Origin of the sequence: Nonomuraea antimicrobica, assembly GCF_039536965.1 — a bacterium.
GTDB lineage: Bacteria > Actinomycetota > Actinomycetes > Streptosporangiales > Streptosporangiaceae > Nonomuraea > Nonomuraea antimicrobica.
Genome location: NZ_BAAAZP010000080.1, coordinates 24,985 through 42,751, shown reverse-complemented (window position 1 = coordinate 42,751; position 17,767 = coordinate 24,985). Strand labels below are relative to the sequence as shown.

Annotated in this window: 11 protein-coding genes; 5 read left to right on the top strand and 6 right to left on the bottom strand. The window is 71.2% G+C overall.

What is annotated here, in order from left to right:
• Window positions 1-4: 4 nt before the first annotated feature.
• From ABD844_RS21000 to ABD844_RS20985, 4 genes are all read right to left on the bottom strand, one after another.
• Window positions 5-1,030, bottom strand: a complete 1,026-nt coding sequence (locus ABD844_RS21000; RefSeq protein ID WP_344880244.1) for a glycoside hydrolase family 99 protein — start codon at window positions 1,028-1,030, stop codon at window positions 5-7.
• Between the two features lie 155 nt (window positions 1,031-1,185).
• Window positions 1,186-2,955: a substrate-binding domain-containing protein gene (locus ABD844_RS20995; protein WP_344880240.1), complete on the bottom strand. Its 1,770-nt coding sequence runs from the start codon at window positions 2,953-2,955 to the stop codon at window positions 1,186-1,188.
• Between the two features lie 48 nt (window positions 2,956-3,003).
• Window positions 3,004-4,335, bottom strand: coding sequence for an enolase C-terminal domain-like protein (locus tag ABD844_RS20990; protein ID WP_344880237.1), 1,332 nt, complete (start codon window positions 4,333-4,335; stop codon window positions 3,004-3,006).
• The gene (locus tag ABD844_RS20985; RefSeq protein WP_344880234.1) at window positions 4,332-5,183 is read right to left on the bottom strand and encodes an NAD-dependent epimerase/dehydratase family protein; all 852 of its coding nucleotides are present in this window, start codon (window positions 5,181-5,183) and stop codon (window positions 4,332-4,334) included. The genes ABD844_RS20990 and ABD844_RS20985 overlap by 4 nt, the downstream gene beginning before the upstream one ends.
• Before the next feature lie 612 nt (window positions 5,184-5,795).
• On the opposite strand from ABD844_RS20985, the gene ABD844_RS20980 reads away from it, so the two are divergent.
• Window positions 5,796-8,576: a carbohydrate-binding protein gene (locus ABD844_RS20980; RefSeq protein WP_344880231.1), complete on the top strand. Its 2,781-nt coding sequence runs from the start codon at window positions 5,796-5,798 to the stop codon at window positions 8,574-8,576.
• A 6-nt stretch (window positions 8,577-8,582) separates the two neighbouring features.
• Window positions 8,583-11,180 (top strand): ThuA domain-containing protein, encoded by a 2,598-nt coding sequence (locus ABD844_RS20975; RefSeq protein WP_344880228.1) that lies wholly within the window; start codon window positions 8,583-8,585, stop codon window positions 11,178-11,180.
• A 129-nt stretch (window positions 11,181-11,309) separates the two neighbouring features.
• On the opposite strand, the gene ABD844_RS20970 is transcribed toward ABD844_RS20975, so the two are convergent.
• Window positions 11,310-12,749 carry a M81 family metallopeptidase gene (locus ABD844_RS20970; protein ID WP_344880225.1) on the bottom strand — a complete coding sequence of 480 codons (1,440 nt, stop codon included), beginning with the start codon at window positions 12,747-12,749 and terminating at the stop codon, window positions 11,310-11,312.
• A gap of 49 nt (window positions 12,750-12,798) precedes the next feature.
• Window positions 12,799-13,950 (bottom strand): ROK family protein, encoded by a 1,152-nt coding sequence (locus ABD844_RS20965; protein ID WP_344880222.1) that lies wholly within the window; start codon window positions 13,948-13,950, stop codon window positions 12,799-12,801.
• A gap of 227 nt (window positions 13,951-14,177) precedes the next feature.
• Between ABD844_RS20965 and ABD844_RS20960 the strand changes: the two genes are divergently transcribed.
• Genes ABD844_RS20960 through ABD844_RS20950 form a run of 3 tightly spaced genes read left to right on the top strand, consistent with a single transcriptional unit; the run spans window position 14,178 to window position 17,752 of the window.
• Window positions 14,178-15,908, top strand: a complete 1,731-nt coding sequence (locus tag ABD844_RS20960; RefSeq protein ID WP_344880219.1) for a peptide ABC transporter substrate-binding protein — start codon at window positions 14,178-14,180, stop codon at window positions 15,906-15,908.
• 3 nt (window positions 15,909-15,911) lie between these two features.
• Entirely contained in the window at window positions 15,912-16,871 is a 960-nt protein-coding gene (locus ABD844_RS20955; protein ID WP_344880216.1) for an ABC transporter permease, read from the top strand.
• On the top strand, window positions 16,868-17,752 hold the full coding sequence (locus ABD844_RS20950) for an ABC transporter permease (RefSeq protein WP_344880213.1): 885 nt from the start codon (window positions 16,868-16,870) through the stop codon (window positions 17,750-17,752). Before ABD844_RS20955 ends, ABD844_RS20950 begins: the two co-directional genes overlap by 4 nt.
• Window positions 17,753-17,767: the final 15 nt, after the last annotated feature.

The window sequence follows — 17,767 nt, the reverse complement described above, 5'->3', positions numbered from 1 at the left end:
CGCTCTAGCGCACGCTCTCGAACTTCTGGACCCAGTGCCGCGTCCGGTCCAGGTAGGCCGTCTCGGCGGCCTTGCCCCGCTTGCCGTAGGCGCCCTGGAAGGTCTGGTAGCCGTGGCCCGCGGGCGGGGTGCCGTCGGCCGGCTCGATGACCGAGCCCTCGTGCCACTCGTTGAACGAGGTGACGGAGATCCAGGTCGGCGAGCCGCCGATGGCCGGGTCGAGGGCGTTGTTCCACTGCCGGTCGTAGGCGGCGCCGCCGTCGCGGGTGACCGTCGGGGTGGTGTTCCCCGGCACGGCGCGGTCGTCGATGTAGCCGGGGGCGACCGACGGCGCCCAGATCAGCCCGTTCGCCTTGGCGTACTCGCCGGCCTGCCGCCAGCCGGGAGCGGTGGCCCCGGCGATGCCGTCGTAGGTGTACATGCCGCCGAAGTGGGCGATCTTCGTGGTGTCGGTGGTCTGGGCGAGGATGACGTTGTCCTGGTTGACCGCGTCGAGCGCGGACCAGTCGGCGATCTGCAGGCTCCAGAACACGTAGAAGATGTTGGCGAAGGCCGGGTGGGAGCCGTACTCGCGGTGCAGGTAGCGGATGTCGTCGACGGTGGAGGCGGCGGTGCGGCCCGCGTACGGCTCCAGGTGCCAGGCGACCTTGACGCCTCTCGCGGCGGCGGCGTCCATGACCCGCCTGGCCAGGCCGTCCTCGAAACCGCCCTGGCCCCACCAGCTGTAGACGATCACTCCTGCGCCGGTTCGCGCGACCCACTTCATGTGCTGGGCCAGGACGCGGGCGTCGCCGGAGTCGTACGCGCCGAGGGCGGGGTGGAGGTCGGCGCCGATGTCGTCGGGCGGGGTGTGGCCGCCCTGCTGCCAATGGCGCCACTCGCCGGTGCCGGCGGGCGTGCCGTACCAGGGGTAGTAGAACAGGTGCACGTTGCCGGACAGCTTCGCGGCGGCGGCCGGGGTCGCCTGCGGCAGCCAGGCCAGGGCCACCAGGACGAGGATGAGGGCGAGATTCCGACGTTTTGCGATCATGGCGTCCTTCCGGGGCTCCATGGGGGGACGGCCCCACGCACTCCGCGGCTGGTTGGGGCCGATGCGCAAATCGTTAAGATGATTCCGAAATCTACACGCAACGTAAGCCGTGTCAAGGGTCCCGTCTCAGGCGGGCTCGCGACGCACGAAGCGCCTCAGGCGGACTCGCGGCGTACCAGGCGCGCGGGGACGATCAGCTCGGTCGACGGCTCGTCGATGGCGCCGCGCAGCCGTTCGAGCAGCCGCATGGCCGTGGCCTGGCCGATCTCGCGGGCCGGGTTGGCCATCGTGGTCAGGCCGGGGGAGACCAGACCGGCCGCGTCGATGTCGTCGAAGCCCATCACGGCCAGGTCCTCCGGGACGCGCAGGCCCAGCCGCGCCGCCACGTCGAGGGCGCCGATCGCCATGACGTCGTTCGCGCACAGCACCGCGTCGGGCGGCCGCGCGAGTTGCAGCAGCCGGGCCACGCCCTCCGCGCCGCCCGTACGGCTGAAGCCGGTGTGCGCCACGAGCGCCTCGCCGCCGGGCACGCCCGCGTCGGCGAGGGCCGCGCGGTAACCGGTGACGCGCTCGGCCGCGGGACCCTCGGCCTCCGGGCCGCACACGAACGCGATCCTGCGGTAGCCGCAGCCGAGCAGATAGCGGGTGGCCTCGGCCGCGCCGCCCTCGTCGTCGCTGTGGACCAGGTCGACGCCCTGCTGGACCAGCCTGCCGCCGAGCCGCACCACCGGGATGCCGGCCTCGATGACCGGCAGCAGGTCCTCGGCGTGGGTGTGGAACACGGCGAAGGCCAGCCCGTCGACCTGGCGGGCGATCATCTGCTCGATCGCGGTCTGCTCGATGCCGTGCACGCCGTCGGTGTTGCTGATGATCTGGTCGTAGCCGGCAGGGGCGAGCACGTCCTGAAGGCCGCGGGCGAGCGCCGGGTAGAACGGGTTGGTGATGTCGGGGATGATCAGCCCGACGGTCTGGCTGCGGCTGGTGCGCAGGCCGCGGGCGAGCACGTTGGGACGGTAGCCCAGCTCCTCGATGGCCCGCAGCACGCGCCGCCGCGTCTGCTCGGCCACGGGGCGGCGGCCGTTGAGCGTGTGGGAGACGGTCGTCGCGCTCACCCCGGCCAGGTCGGCGACCCGCCTGATGCTCGGCCGCTCGCCCCTGGCCGCGCGCGGCGGCTCGTCGAAGATCGGCGCCCCGCCGGGCCGGGCCGCGGCCCAGCACCCCTGGAGGAAACCGTCGAACGCGCCGCTCAGCACGGCGTACGCCTCCTCCAGCGTGCGCACCCCCCGCGCGACGGCCTCGGCGGGCGGCACCCGCTCGGCCGACTCCAGCAGGATCGACTCCCACACCTGCCGCAGCGGCCCGAGCGCCGCCGCGGCCAGGATGCGCGGACGCAGGCCGTCGGCTTCCTCCGCCTCCTCCGCCAGCGTCTCGGCCAGCGCGCGCTCGCGCGCCGCGAACAACTCGCGGCCGTGGGCGCGCAGGGTCTGGCTGCCGCGGTAGATCCGGCCGAAGAGCGCCAGGTCCCCGACGGGGTCGGCGCGCAGCAGGCGGCCCAGCGCGAGGGCCACCTGCCCGCCCGGCCTGCCCCGCACCGCCTCGGCGGGGTCGCCCGCCAGCAGCGGCTCGTGCTTGTAGAAGAGCTGCTCCTTGGCGGGGAAGTGGTTGAACACGGTCTTGGCCGACACGTCGGCCGCCTCGGCGACCTCGTTCACCGTCACCGCGTCGAACCCGCGCAACGCGAACAGGCGCAGCGCGGCGTCCGCGATGGCCCGCCGGGTCTCGGCCTTCTTCCGCTCGCGCCTGGCCGGTTGTTGTTCCGGCTGCTGGGCCGGTCGCTGTTCTGGTTGCTGGGCCGACTGGTGGGCGGGCTGGTGGGCCGACGGCTGGGCTGGCGGCTGAGCGGCCGGTGGCTGCGGGGTCGGCATGCCGAGATATTACATCGGCATAATCCTTTCAGTCGCTGAACTTTGATCTCAGGGCGCCTCCAGCCCTCCGTCCGGCCTGCGGACCCGGGCGGCCCACCGTTCGTGCAGGTGGGTGGCCGGTGGGTGCTTGGCCGCCGCCTTCTCGTCCAGGTCGACGCCCCAGCCGGGCGCGTCGTGGGGGTAGAGGTAGCCCTGCCTCGGGTTGATCGTCCCGGGGAACGTCTCCAGCACCGCGTCCGGGTAGACGTGCCCCTCCTGGATCTGGAACGCCGGCGTCGTCACGTCGAGCGCGAGGTTGGCCGCCGCGCCGACGGGGGAGACGTCCGCGGGCGCGTGCCATGCCGTGCCGACCCCCGTCAGCTCGCACAGCGCCACCAGTTTGCGCGCCGGGGTGAGGCCGCCGATCGAGGAGACGTGCAGCCGCAGCAGGTCGACCCCGCCCCGCAGGACCACCCGGGCCGCCTCGGCGACGGAGCCGATCTGCTCACCGGCCGCGATCGGCATCGGCGCGGCCTGCCGCACCTCGGGGAGCCGGTCGTAGAACTCGGGCGCGATCGGGTCCTCCAGGAAGAACAGCCGGTACGGCTCCAGCGCCCGCGCCAGCCCGATCGCCTGCTTGACGGTGAGCCTGGAGTGCACGTCGTGCAGGAGACCGGGCTCGTCCCCCAGCTCCTCGCGGGCGCGCTCGAACAACCGGGGGGTCTCGCGCAGGTAGCGCTGGACGTCCCAGCCGTCGGGATAGGGGTGGCCGGGGTAGCCGTTCGCACTGCCGGGAGCGCCGTAGTGCCCGAGGCCGGGCGCCCCGGTCTGGAGCCTGACGTGGCGGTGACCCGCGGCCAGGATCGCGCGGGCCTGCTCGATGGTGTCCTCCACCGTGGCGCCGCCCGCGTGCAGGTAGGTGTCGGCCGCGGCGCGTACCCGGCCGCCGAGCAGCTCGTAGACCGGCATGTTCGCGCGCTTGCCCGCGAGGTCCCAGAGGGCCATGTCCACGCCGGACAGCGCGTTGTTCAGCACCGGCCCGTCACGCCAGTACGACGACAGGTGGATCATCCGGATGATGTCCTCGATGTCGGCGGGGTGGCGGCCGACCAGCATGGGCGCCACGTGCCGCTCGACGGCGGCGGCCACGGCGTGGAAACGCTGCGTGAACGTGGCGCAGCCCAGGCCGTACAGGCCCGGCTCGCTGGTCTCGATCTTCACCACGACCAGGGGCGGGCCCTCTGGCGCGGTGACGATGGGCCGGACCCGCGTGATGCGCAAGCCGTCGCGGGCGGGCCAGGGCGCCTGCGTCTCCGCCATCGGGCCGGTCACGGGGCCGTCCGCCCTCTGGCCGATCAGAGGCTCGTGCGTCGCGGGGACGTCCGCGTTCCGGCTCGTCATGGCAGCACGTATTCGGCGGTGAAGCCGAGCACCCGCTCGGCGGCGCGCAGGTCGACGGGCACGGCGCGGTCGGGCAGCGGGGCCCGTCGCTCGCTGTCGGGATGGAACACGGCCAGCAACTCCTCGGTCGGTTCGGACATCAGCGTGTTGGGGGCGGTGACGGCCACCACGTGGTGACCCTCGATCGGGCGCGTGACGGCCAGCCACGCCGCCCGCGCGGCGTCGCGGACGTCGAGGTAGCACCACAGCTCCCTGGCCCCCGCGCCCGGGTCGACGGCCCACGCCTCCGCCGTCTGCTGGAGCTTGTCCTCCGTGCCGCCCAGCCGGGGGTAGCGCAGCGCGACGGTCGTCATGCCGTGCCTGCGGCTCATCATCGCCGCGGTCAGCTCGTCGGCCTGCTTGGACAGCGCGTACGGGTCCTCGACCTGCAGCGGGATCTCCTCGTCGATGGGCACGTAGGCCGGGTGCAGCACCCTGTCCGCCCAGGCCAGCCCGAGGGCCGACATGCTGCTGGCGAGGGCGGCGCGCCGCACGCCCGCCCGCGCGGCCTCCTCCAGCACCACGAACGTGGCCCGCGTGTTGCCGCAGAACACCTCCTCGGGCGTCCCCAGTGAGGGAGCGGGGATCGCGGCGAGATGGATCACGGCCGTCACGCCCTCCATCGCCCGGCGCACGGTCTCCGGATCGCCCGCGCTGCCCACCACCATGCGGTCGAGCGGCAGGCCGCCGGGGTCGCGCAGGTCCAGCCCGGTCGCCGCCACCTGATGGCGCGCGAGGAGGTCGAGGGTGGCCCGGCCGAGGCTGCCGGCCGCCCCCGTCACCAGCACCCGCTGCGGATAGTCGGTCATGTACTCCCCAACGATGACGCAAATCGATTTGTATAGGCAGCATGCCGGGTGAGAGGCAAAGGTGTCAAGCTGAGTACAGCGACTGTAAGTTCGGCGCGGTAAGTCCGGCGCGCCAAGGTTCGTCACGGAAAGCCACGTGCCGAGCAGCGGCGCAGCGGACGCGCGGCAGGATGGCGCAGTGGATGGGCGCGGTGGGGAGGTGCGGTGGGTTCCGCCCGCCTGGCCGATGGGACGGCACCCACTGCGGCGGCTCCGTTGTCGGCGGCAGAGACCGCCGCGCGTTTCTCCGTCGGTGCCAGGCGGGCGTGAGTCTGGATTAAATGCCGGGAGCCCCGACCGTGCAAGGGCTTGGAGCGATCCAACCAGAGAATTACATAGAACGATCGAGATTTTGCGGATCTTCGTCGTTTCCTGACTCTTCATCCGCTGAAGACACGCGTCTTGACAGCCACATTACAGCGCGGTAAGCATCTCCTTGAGCGCGGTTACATCTCGGAAACGTCCACCCAAATCGTCAAGCGCAACCTGGAGCAAGCACCCTCCAGCCCTCCACAGCAAAGCGCGGTCGGCGCGCGCCTTGCCTGACGTCCCCCCGGTCAGGAAAGGAAGCCCATGTCTGTGTGGTCGAGGCTGCTCGTCGCGGCGTCGCTGGTATTAACCGGTGCCGCGGCGATGGACATCCCACCCGGTGACTATCAGCAGGTCCAGCTCGCCCTCGGGCCGTCCGAGCTGGGCGAGCCCATGTCGCTCGCGGTCCTGCCGGACAGGTCGGTGCTGCACACCGCCCGCGACGGCACCGTCCGCCACACCGACGCCTCCGGCGCGACGAAGGTGGCGGGCAAGCTCGACGTCTACACCCACGACGAGGAGGGGCTGCAGGGCATCGCCGCGGATCCCGGCTTCGCCGCCAACCGCTTCGTCTACCTGTACTACTCGCCCAAGCTGAGCACCCCTGCCGGAGACGCCCCCGCGACCGGCACCGAGGCCGACTTCGCGCCCTGGAAGGGCCACCTCAACCTGTCGCGCTTCACGCTCAAGGCCGACAACACCCTCGACCTGGCCAGCGAGAAGGTCGTGCTGGAGGTGCCCAACGACCGGGGCCAGTGCTGCCACGTGGGCGGCGACATCGACTTCGACGCCGCGGGCAACCTGTACCTGACCACCGGCGACGACACCAACCCGTTCGAGTCCAGCGGCTTCACCCCGATCGACGAGCGCACCAACCGCAACCCGCAGTTCGACGCCCAGCGCTCCTCGGGCAACACCAACGACCTGCGCGGCAAGCTGCTGCGCATCAAGCCGCAGGCCGACGGGACCTACACCGTCCCGGCGGGCAACCTCTTCCCGCCCGGCACGGCCGGGACCCGGCCCGAGATCTACGCCATGGGCTTCCGCAACCCCTTCCGCCTGGCGGTCGACAAGCCGACGGGCACGGTCTACCTGGGCGACTACGGCCCCGACGCGGGCGGCGCCGACGCCGGCCGGGGCCCCGGCGGCCAGGTGGAGTTCGACCGCATCACCGCCCCGGGCAACTACGGCTGGCCGTACTGCACCGGCACGAACACGGTCGCCGAGACGTACGTCGAGTACACCTTCCCCAGCGGCCCCTCCGGCGCGAAGTACGACTGCGCGGGCGGCCCGACGAACAACTCCTTCCGCAACACCGGGCTCGCCAAGCTGCCCGCCGCCAAGCCGAGCTGGATCAAGTACGGCGACGCCGGCTCACCCCCGGAGTTCGGCGGCGGCTCGGAGTCGCCCATGGGCGGCGACGTCTACCGTTACGACGCGAACTCGTCCTCGACGGTCAAGTTCCCGCAGTCGCTCGACGGCCGCTACTTCGCCATGGAGTTCGGCCGCCGGTGGATCAAGGCGATCGAGGTCAAGAGCGACGGCACCCCTGGCGTGATCGAGAGCTTCCCGTGGACCGGCACGCAGGTCATCGACGGGGAGTTCGGCCCCGACGGCGCCCTCTACGTGCTGGACTACGGCACGGGCGGCGGCAACCAGGCGCTGTACCGGATCGAGTACCTCGGCGGCGCCAACCGCAACCCCGTCGCCAAGGCCACCGCCGACAAGACCTCCGGGCAGGCGCCGCTGACCGTGGCCTTCTCCGCCGCGGGCAGCTCCGACCCCGAGGGCGGCGCGCTCACCTACGCGTGGAACTTCGGCGACGGCGGCACCTCCACGCAGGCCAACCCGACCCACACCTACACCGCGAACGGCACCTTCCGGCCGACCCTGACCGTACGCGACCCGCAGGGCCTGACCGGCACCGCCAGCCTGGTCGTCACCGTAGGCAACACCGCGCCCACCGTGACGCTCACCGCGCCGATCGACGGCCGGCTCTTCTCCTACGGGCAGGCCGTGCCCTTCACCGTCACGGTCACCGACCCCGAGGACGGGACCGTCGACTGCGCTCGCGTCAAGGTGACGTACCTGGTGGGCCACGACAGCCACACCCACGCGATCACCTCGCAGAACGGCTGCTCGGGCTCGATCACCATCCCGCCCGACGGCGAGCACGACGCGGCGGCCAACCTCTACGGCGTGTACGACGCCGAGTACACCGACAACGGCGGGCTGACCAGCCACAGCCTCCGCGTCCTGCAGCCGGCGCACCGCCAGGCCGAGCACTTCGGCGCGCAGCAGGGCATCCAGATCGCCAACCACGGCGGGGCGGAGGGCGGCGCGACCGTCGGCTTCACCGACAACGGCGACTGGATCTCCTTCGAGCCCTACGCACTGGCCGGAGCCACCCGGCTGGCCGCGCGGGTCTCGTCCGGCGGCCCCGGCGGGACGATCGAGGTGCGGGCCGGGTCGGCGACCGGGACGCTGCTGGGCACGCTCGCGGTGGCCAACACCGGAGGCTGGGACACCTTCACCGACGTCTCCGCCGGCCTGAGCAACGTCCCCGCCGGGACGACCAAGCTGTTCCTGGTCTTCAAGGGCGTGTCGGGACAGGGCAACCTGTTCGACGTGGACGCCTTCACCTTCACCACCGGGACCCCGCAGGGCACGACGACCGAGGGCGAGTCGTACACCTCGAACTCCGGGGTGCAGATCGCCACCCACGCGCCCGCCAGCGGGGGCCGCACGCTCGGCTACGTCGACAACGGCGACTGGGCGGGCTACTCCCAGGTCAGCACGGCGGGCGCGAAGACGTTCGCCGCCCGCGTCTCCTCGGGCGGGGCGGGCGGCACGATCCAGGTGCGTTCTGGGTCGGCCACCGGCACCCTGCTCGGCTCGGTCACCGTGCCGGTCACGGGCGGCTGGGAGAGCTTCCAGGACGTCTCCACCACGCTGACCGGCTCCGGCACCGGACCGCTCTTCCTCGTCTTCACCGGCGGCAGCGGCAACCTCTTCGACATCGACACCTTCACGATCACCAGGTAGGCGGCGATGCTTCACAAACTCCTGAGCCTCGTGCTCGTGGCGGCCGGACTGACCGCCCCATCCGTGAACCTGGCCTACGAGGTCCTGGTGTTCTCCAAGACCGCCGGGTTCCGTCACGACTCGATCCCGGCCGGCCTCCAGGCCATCCGCGATCTGGGCGCGGCCAACGCCTTCACCGTGACCGCGACCGAGGACGCCGGCGCCTTCACCGCCGCGAACCTGTCCGGCTACGAGGCCGTCGTCTTTCTCAACACGACCGGCGACGTGCTCAACGACGCCCAGCAGACGGCCTTCCAGGCGTACGTGGACGGGGGCGGCGGGTACGTGGGCGTGCACGCCGCCGCCGACACCGAGTACGGCTGGCCGTACTACGAGAAGCTGGCCGGGGCGTACTTCAAGAGCCACCCGGCCATCCAGCAGGCCACCGTGCGCACCGAGGACCGCGCCCACCCGGCGACCGCCCATCTCGGGTCGTCGTGGACGCGTACCGACGAGTGGTACAACTACCGCACCAACCCCCGCCCGTCCGTGCGCGTGCTGCAGAGTCTCGACGAGGGCAGCTACAGCGGCGGCGACATGGGCGACCACCCCATCACCTGGTGCCACCCCCAGGTCCAGGGGCGGGCCTTCTACACCGGGCTCGGCCACACCGCCGAGTCGTACGCCGACCCCGCCTTCCGCAACCTGCTGCTCGGCGGCATCAGGTACGCCGCGGGGACGGCCAAGGCCGACTGCCGGCCGGAGACCGGCTACACCGCCCTGTACAACGGCTCCACCAGCGGGTGGTCACAGGCCGGGCCGGGCAGCTTCACCAACGCCGACGCCACCCTGACCTCGCAGGGCGGGATGGGCCTGCTGTGGTACTCCGCGCGGGAGCTGGGGGCGTACTCGCTGAAGCTGGACTTCAGGGTGACCGGCGACAGCAACTCCGGCGTCTTCGTCGGCTTCCCCGCCTCCACCGACCCGCAGTCGGCCGTGGACAACGGCTACGAGGTGCAGATCGACGCCACCGACACCCCCGACCGCACGACCGGCTCGATCTACGGCTTCAAGGCCGCCGACCAGGCCGCCCGCGACGCCGCGCTCAACCCGCCCGGCGCCTGGAACACCTACGAGCTGCTGGTCGAGGGCGAACGGCTGCAGGTCCTGCTGAACGGCGTGAAGGTCAACGACTTCACCAACACCGACCCGAGGCGCTCACTGCGCCAGGGCCACGTCGGCATCCAGAACCACGGGGCCTCCGACCAGGTCGCCTTCCGAAACATCCGGCTCAAGCAGTTGGGCGCGGGCACCGTCACCGTCGAGGGCGAGTCGTACACCTCGAACTCCGGGGTGCAGATCGCCACCCACGCGCCCGCCAGCGGCGGCCGCACGCTCGGCTACGTCGACAACGGCGACTGGGCGGGCTACTCCCAGGTCAGCACGGCGGGCGCGACGCGCTTCGGCGCCCGCGTCTCGTCCGGGGGAGCGGGCGGCACGATCCAGGTGCGTTCGGGGTCGGCCACCGGCACACTGCTGGGCTCGGTCACCGTGCCGGTCACCGGCGGCTGGGAGAACTTCCAGAACGTCTCCACCGCGCTGACCGGCTCCGCCACCGGACCGCTCTTCCTCGTCTTCACCGGCGGCGCCGGCAACCTCTTCGACGTCGACACCATCACCCTGGAGAGCGGGACGACCGGCGGCCCGCCGCTGTCGGACAAGGTGCACGTCTTCTACTACCCCTGGTACGGCGCGCCGCAGGTCAACGGGGCCTGGCGGCACTGGCAGCAGGGCGGGCGCACCCCTCCCGACGACATCGGCGCCGACCTCTACCCGGTGCTCGGCGCGTACGACTCCGGCGACTTCGCCGGCGCCGTGACCCAGCACATGAAGTGGATCAGGCAGTCGGGCGCCGGGGTGCTGGTGCTGAGCTGGTGGGGCCGCGGCAGCTACGAGGACGGCCTGGCCCGCGGCGTGCTGGACGCGGCGGCGAAGGAGGGGCTCAAGGTCGCCTGGCACCTGGAGCCCTACTCCGGCCGCAGCGCCGCCTCCACCGTGGAGGACGTCCGCTACATCAACCAGACGTACGGGACGCACCCCGCCTTCAGCGATGCCTTCTACGTCTTCGAGAGCCTGCGCATCACCGACTGGTCGGCCCTGAGCCAGGTGAACCAGGACAACGTCATCCTGGCCCAGACCACCGACACCACGAAGATCGCGAACTTCAACGGCATGTACACCTACGACGCGATCGCCGGTGCCACCGCGCCGGGCTGGCAGCAGGCCGCGGACTACGCGCGCCAGCACGGGCTGGTGTGGGCCCCGTCCGTGGGGCCCGGCTACATCGACGACCGGGCGGTGCCCGGCAACACCACGCCCACCCTCGCCAGGGACAACGGGGCCACCTACGACAGGGAGTGGTCCAACGCCCTGCAGACGCGGCCGACGTGGGTGTCGATCACGTCGTTCAACGAGTGGCACGAGGGCAGCGTGATCGAGCCGGCGGTCGCGCGGACCGGCTACCAGAGTTACGAAGGCGCGTACGGGCGTACCGGCGCCTCGGCCCAGACCGCGTATCTGGACCGGACGGCGTACTGGGTGGGCCAGTTCGCGGCGGCCGGCTGACGCCGAGCGAGGCGGCCGGCGGCCGGCCGGGCCGATCCCGGCGTCGGATCACGACGCCGGGATCGGCGCTTCCCGCGGGTCAGCGGGTCTGTGGGGAGGCGGGTAGCGGGGACTGCGGGGGAGCGGGGGTCAGGAGGAGCCGAGTTCGAGCGCGGCGTCGGGGTCCAGCGGGAAGATGGGCCGCTTCAGATTCTGGTAGGGCAGGCGGTGCAGGTCCTGGTCGACGCCTCCGGGCGTGAGCGCCAGCATCCAGTCGGCGGCGGCCTCGAACAGCTCGGGCTCCAGGTAACCGATCTTGACCGTGACCACGTCGGCCCCGGCCACGTCCACCCCCAGCAGCCGGTACGACTCCAGCAGCCGGTACTGCATCCGGCGCGAGGTCAGGAAGACGCTCAGCCCGCCGACGCGCACACTGGCCACGCGCCCGCCGTCGGGGTCGTCCGCCAGGGCCTCCAGGGTGCCCTCCAGCAGCAGCGGCCCGGGCGCGCGGGAGTCGACGCGGCCACCGGCGCGCACGCTGACCGGCGAGCCGATCGGCAGGTGCCCGATGCGCGCCACCGCCTCGGGGTCGAACAGGGAGGCGTAGACGGCGCGGACCGAGCCGTCGCGGATCCCGGGCCTGGCCAGCAGCCGCTCCAGGGCGTAGGTGACGTCGTCGGCGCCGCCCGCGCCCGGGTTGTCGCCGGAGTCGCTGATGAAGTACGGCCGGGGCGAGCCCGGCTCCAGCGCCGCGTCCAGGCACTCGTCCATGGAGCCCGTGGGCGCGACGAAGGCGAATTCGTCGCGCGCGTCCCAGAACGCCTGCCCCAGCTCGCGCGCCGCCTCCTCGGTGGCCGCGGCGTCGGTGCCGATGGCGACGACCGCGCCGGTGCAGCGCGGCTCGTCGGCCCAGGCGAAGCCGATCCAGATCGCCGCGTCGATCACGCCCGGCCTGGCCTCGACGGCGGGGATGCGGGCGTAGAGGCTCTTGGCGGGTTCGAGGCGGGTGCTGGTCATCTCGCCGGGCAGCAGGATCGGCACGTGGACCAGCGCCTTGTGCGGCCGGCCGCCGCGGCGCAGCGCCTCGACCAGGTTGCGGGCGGCGCGCTCGCGGGTCTCCCAGACGTCCACGTGGGGCGCGGTGCGGTAGCAGGTCAGCAGGTCGCAGCCGTCGAACAGGGTGGGGGAGACGTTGCCGTGCAGGTCCATCGCGGTCGACACCAGCGGCTCGGGGCCGATCACGGAGCGGATGGCGGTGATCAGGTCGCCTTCTGCGTCCTGGCGGCCGACGACGCTCATCGCGCCGTGGATGTCCAGCAGCACGCCGTCGAACCGGCCGTCGCCCAGGCCCCGGACGATCTCCTCCCGCCAGGCGTCGTACGCGGCGGGCTCGACCGCTCCGCCCGGCAGCGCGCGGGCGTGCACGAGCGGCACCCATTCCACCTCGGCCGCCCACGGGTCGCCGAGCCAGTCGTACCTGTCGAGCAGGGCCTGGCCGCGGGTGACCGCGAAGTCGGCGGTGCCGCTCAGGTGCGGTGAGAACGTGCTGGACTCGATGTGGATGCCGCAGACGGCGATGCGCAGGGACACGACGGTGCTTTCTAGGAGGGCTTTCCAGGAGGGCTTACAGGAGGCTTTTCTAGGAGGGACGGATGTCGGCCGTCTCTCGGAGGAGATGGCCGAGGCCGATGAGCGCCGCGTCGGGGCCGGCGATGCTCGGCTCGATGGACAGCGACTGGGTCAGGGGTGGCAGGCAGCGCTCGTAGAGCATGCCTTTGACGGCGGCCACGTAGACGTCCAGGCTCGACAGCGCGCCGCCGATGATGACGCTGTCGGGGTTGAGGAAGTTGACCAGGCCCGACAGGGCGATGCCGAGCTGCCGGCCGGCCTGGCGCACCAGGGTCACCACGGCCGGATCGGCGTTGATGACGGCGGCGACGACGTCGCGCGTGTCGGTCACGGGCAGGCCGCGCCCGGCCAGTTCGCGGGCGAGCGCCGCGCCGCTGGCGACGGTCTCCAGGCAGCCGCGGCTGCCGCAGGAGCATTCGCGCTCGCCGCTGTCGGCCACGCGTACGTGGGTGACGTCGCCGCTCAGGCCGCGCCCGCCGCGGTAGACCTGGGCGCCCGAGATATGGGCGCCGGTGACCAGGCAGCCGCCGATGCCGGTGCCCGCCTTGACGTAGATCATGTCACCGGCCTCGGGGCGGGTGAGGTGTTCGCCGACCGCGGCGGCCTTGGCGTCGTTGTCGGCGAGCGCGGTCACCCCGAACCGGTCGCGCAGGTCGCTCTGGACGTCGTAGCCGCTCCAGCCCGGCATGCGGGCCGGGCCGATGACCCGTCCGTGCGGGAACTCCACCGGCCCCGGCAGTGCCACGCCGACGGCCAGCAGCGGCCGGCCGGGCGCGTGGGCCGTCCTGACTCCGGTGAAGGCCGCGGTGATCTGGTCGAAGATCGCCTTGGGGCCTGCTCCTATGTCGACGGCGAACTCCTGGGCCGCCAGCAGGGCTCCCGACGGTGAGCACAGGCCGACGCGGGCGTGCTGCCCGCCCAGCTCGGCCACGGCGAAGACGCCTCCCGCCTCGCGCAGCCGCAGGATCCTGGGACGCCGCCCGCCGGTGGAGGCGCCGACGCCCTCCTCGAGGATCTCGCCCTCCTCCAGCAGCCTGCGCACCACGCTGGAGACCGTCGAGGGCGCCACCTGCAGTGTCTCCACCAGATCCGCGCGGGAGGTGGCCTTACCGCTGGCCAGCAGGTTCAGTGCCTGCTCACGCAGATTGGCGGGCTCCGACATGCCTCTCCTCCCTGATGGACACTCCTTGACGCACACGGCGGACGCTCGTCTCCGCGAACGGGACGAGCACGGAGTCGATCACCGAAAGACGCGTCGCCGGGACTCTATACCGAAATAAGTGTGGTGAACAAAGTAGATTTTTCGCATTGACTTCCTACTTGTACCGCAATACATTCTCCGGACTGAACGGCCCCTGGAGGGCAGCCCACGTCCTGACGAGGAGAATCATGGGGACGAGAACCCGCATCGTGTGCGGCGTGGTGGCCATCGGGCTCGGCCTGACCGCCTGCAGCGCGGGCGCCGGCAGCAGCCCGCAGCAGGGCGGCGCCCAGGGCAAGGACACCGCGACCGTGGCCTTGCGCACGCCCAACTGGATCCTGCCGATCTCCGCCCCCGGCTTCACCCAGGGCGAGAACGAGATCTTCTCCACCGCCCTGTACCGCAAGCTCTTCAGCTACAAGCTCGACGGCTCCAACCCCGACAACGTCGACCCCCAGCGCTCGCTGGCCGACCCGCCCGTCGTCAGCGACGAGGGCAAGACGCTGACCATCACGCTCAAGGACAACACCTGGTCCGACGGCAAGCCGATCACCACCAAGGACATCCAGTTCTGGTGGGACCTCGTCACCACCAACAAGGACAAGTGGGCTTCCTACAAGCCCGGTGGCTTCCCGGACAACATCTCCGCCTTCAAGGTCAAGGACGACAAGACCTTCTCCGTGACCACCACGAAGGCGTACAACGCGGCCTGGTTCGTCGGCAACCAGCTCAACCGGATCGTCCCGCTGCCCCAGCACGCCTGGGACAAGAGCGGCGACCCCAAGCAGACCTTCGAGGAGCTGACCGCCGCCTCCAAGGACCCCAAGTCGTACGCGACCAACCCCCTGTGGAAGACCAACAGCGGCCCGTGGAAGCTGGAGAGCTACGTGCCCAGCGGCGAGGTCGTCCTGGCCAAGCAGGACACCTACTCGGGCCCAGACAAGCCGAAGCTGAACAAGATCGTGCTGCGGCCGTTCACCGGCGACGACGCCGAGTTCAACGTGCTGCGCGCCGGGCAGATCGACTACGGCTACATCCCGCCGGCCAACCTGTCGCAGAAGTCGTACCTGGAGTCGAAGGGCTACACGATCTCCCCCTGGTACGGGTGGTCGATCACCTACCTGCAGCTCAACTTCAACAACCCCAAGACCGGGACGCTGTTCAAGCAGCCGTACCTGCGCCAGGCGCTGCAGATGCTCATCGACCAGCCGACCATCAGCAAGGTCATCTGGTCCGACATGGCCGCGCCCACCTGTGGCCCGGTGCCCGCCAAGCCGGGCACGCCCGGCGGCCAGGGCTGCGTCTACCCGTTCGACCCGGCCAAGGCCCAGCAACTGCTGGAGAGCCACGGCTGGAAGGTCACGCCCGACGGGCAGACCACCTGCGCCGACCCCGCCCTGTGCGGTGAGGGCATCGCCAAGGACACCCCGCTGAGCTTCACCGTCACCAGCCAGTCCGGATTCTCGGCCACCACCAAGATGTTCGCCGAGATCAAGTCGGCCATGGCCAAGGTCGGCGCGCAGCTCACCATCAAGGAGGTGCCCGACTCCGTCGCGGTCACCCCGGCCTGCAAGCCGGAGGACGCGAAGTGCGACTGGGACATGTCCTTCTTCGGCTCGCAGGGTAGCTGGTACTACCCGGCCTTCGCCTCCGGCGAGCGCCTGTTCCAGACCGACGCCCCGGTCAACCTCGGCAGCTACAGCAGCCCCGAGGCCGACCAGCTCATCGAGAAGGCGCAGTTCTCCGACGACGCCGGCGCGCTGCAGGAGTACAACGACTTCCTGGCCAAGGACCTGCCGGTGCTCTGGATGCCCAACCCCGTCTACCAGGTCTCGGCGTACAAGTCGGGGCTGCAGGGCGTCGACCCGCAGGACCCGATGAACCTGATGTACTTCCAAGACTGGTCCTGGAAGAGCTGACCGTTGACCCGGTACCTCCTCACGCGCCTGGGACAGGCCCTGGTCATCGTGATCCTGGTGACGCTGATCACGTTCGTGATCCTGCATCTGCTGCCAGGAGGAGCGGCGCGGGCCATCCTGGGCAAGGAGGCGACGCTGGAGCAGATCGCTTCCTTCAACCACGAAATGGGGTACGACCGGCCGCTGTGGGAACAGTACGCGCTGTACCTGCAGCGGCTGGTCCGCGGCGACCTCGGCTACTCCTTCCAGCTCAACCAGTCGGTGGCCGAGGCCATCGGCCAGCGGCTGCCCAAGACCATGCTGCTGTCGCTGGCCTCGACGGTCATCGCGGTCGTGGTGGCCGTCCCGCTGGGCGTGGTGCAGGCCGTACGGCGTAACCGCTGGCCCGACTACACGATCAACGGGCTGTCGCTGCTGGCGTACGCCACGCCGATCTTCTTCATGGGTCTCATGATGATCATTCTGTTCTCCCAGGTGTGGCCGGTCCTGCCGCCCGAGGCTCCGCAGGGCTTCACCATGGCGGAGGTGCTGGCCGAGCCCGCCGGGCTGGTGCTGCCCACGCTCACGCTGGCGATCCTCACCGTCGCGGTCTACTCCCGCTACATCCGCTCGTCCATGGTCGACAACCTGAACGAGAACTACGTCCGCACGGCCCGCAGCAAGGGCCTGTCGGAGGGCCGCGTGATCGTCGGGCACACGCTGCGCAACGGCCTGTTCCCCGTCATCACCCTGCTCGGCATGTACCTGCCCGCGCTGTTCAGCGGCGCCCTGGTGGTCGAGCGGCTGTTCAACTACCCGGGCATGGGCCTGCTGTTCTGGCAGGCGGCGCTCAAGCGGGACTACCCGATCCTGCTCGGCGTCACGCTGCTCATCTCGGTGGCCACCGTGCTCGGCGCGCTGGTCGCCGACGTGCTCTACGCCGCGGTCGACCCGCGCGTGCGACTGAAGGCAGGCCGGTCATGACCGCCGTCCCGCACGAGGAGGAGGCGCCCGTCCGCGGGATGTGGCGCCAGGGCGTCGAAGTCTTCTGCGAGAACCGGCTCGCCCTGCTCGGGGTGGCCCTCTTCGTCCTGCTGACGCTCTTCTCCTTCCTCGGGCCGCTCTTCTACCAGACCGACCAGGTGCACACCGACCTGACCAAGGTCTACCTGGCCCCCGGCACGGAGGGGCACCCGCTCGGCACCGACGGCGTCGGCTACGACCAGCTCGGCCGCCTGATGCTCGGCGGGCAGACCTCCATCGTGGTCGGCCTGGCCGCCGGACTGCTGGCCACGGTCGTCGGCACGGTGTGGGGCGCCGTGGCCGGGTTCGCCGGCAGTTGGGTCGACGCGGTCATGATGCGGGTGGTCGACGCGATGATGTCGATCCCCGCGCTCTTCCTGTTCATGCTCATGGCCTCGATCGTCACGCCCACCGTGCCGATGCTCATCGTCATCATCGGCGCCTTCGCCTGGCTAGGCCCCGCCCGGCTGGTACGCGGCGAGGCGCTCTCCCTGCGCACCCGCGAGTACGTCCTGGCGATGCGCGGCATGGGCGGCGGCGGCGGGCGCGCGGTGCGCCGGCACATCATCCCCAACGCCATCGGCACCGTGATCGTCAACGCCACCTTCCAGGTCGCCGACGCGATCCTGTACGTGGCCTACCTGTCCTTCCTCGGCCTGGGGGTGCCGCCACCCGCGGCCAACTGGGGCGGCATGCTGTCCGACGGCCTGTCGGACACCTTCAGCGGTCACTGGTGGCTGCTCTACCCCCCGGGAATCGCCATCATCCTCATCGTCCTCGCCTTCAACTTCATCGGCGACGGGCTGAGGGACGTCTTCGAGGTCCGCCTCCGGCGGCGGTAGCAGGAGGTTTCGTAC

Bases quoted from the DNA above. Each gene is read 5' to 3' on its own strand.
- ABD844_RS21000 (WP_344880244.1), bottom strand. From the start codon at position 1,030: ATGATCGCAAAACGTCGGAATCTCGCCCTCATCCTCGTCCTGGTGGCC.
- ABD844_RS20980 (WP_344880231.1), top strand. From the start codon at position 5,796: ATGTCTGTGTGGTCGAGGCTGCTCGTCGCGGCGTCGCTGGTATTAACC.
- ABD844_RS20950 (WP_344880213.1), top strand. From the start codon at position 16,868: ATGACCGCCGTCCCGCACGAGGAGGAGGCGCCCGTCCGCGGGATGTGG.
- ABD844_RS20990 (WP_344880237.1), bottom strand. From the start codon at position 4,335: ATGACGAGCCGGAACGCGGACGTCCCCGCGACGCACGAGCCTCTGATC.
- ABD844_RS20985 (WP_344880234.1), bottom strand. From the start codon at position 5,183: ATGACCGACTATCCGCAGCGGGTGCTGGTGACGGGGGCGGCCGGCAGC.
- ABD844_RS20965 (WP_344880222.1), bottom strand. From the start codon at position 13,950: ATGTCGGAGCCCGCCAATCTGCGTGAGCAGGCACTGAACCTGCTGGCC.
- ABD844_RS20960 (WP_344880219.1), top strand. From the start codon at position 14,178: ATGGGGACGAGAACCCGCATCGTGTGCGGCGTGGTGGCCATCGGGCTC.
- ABD844_RS20975 (WP_344880228.1), top strand. From the start codon at position 8,583: ATGCTTCACAAACTCCTGAGCCTCGTGCTCGTGGCGGCCGGACTGACC.
- ABD844_RS20995 (WP_344880240.1), bottom strand. From the start codon at position 2,955: ATGCCGACCCCGCAGCCACCGGCCGCTCAGCCGCCAGCCCAGCCGTCG.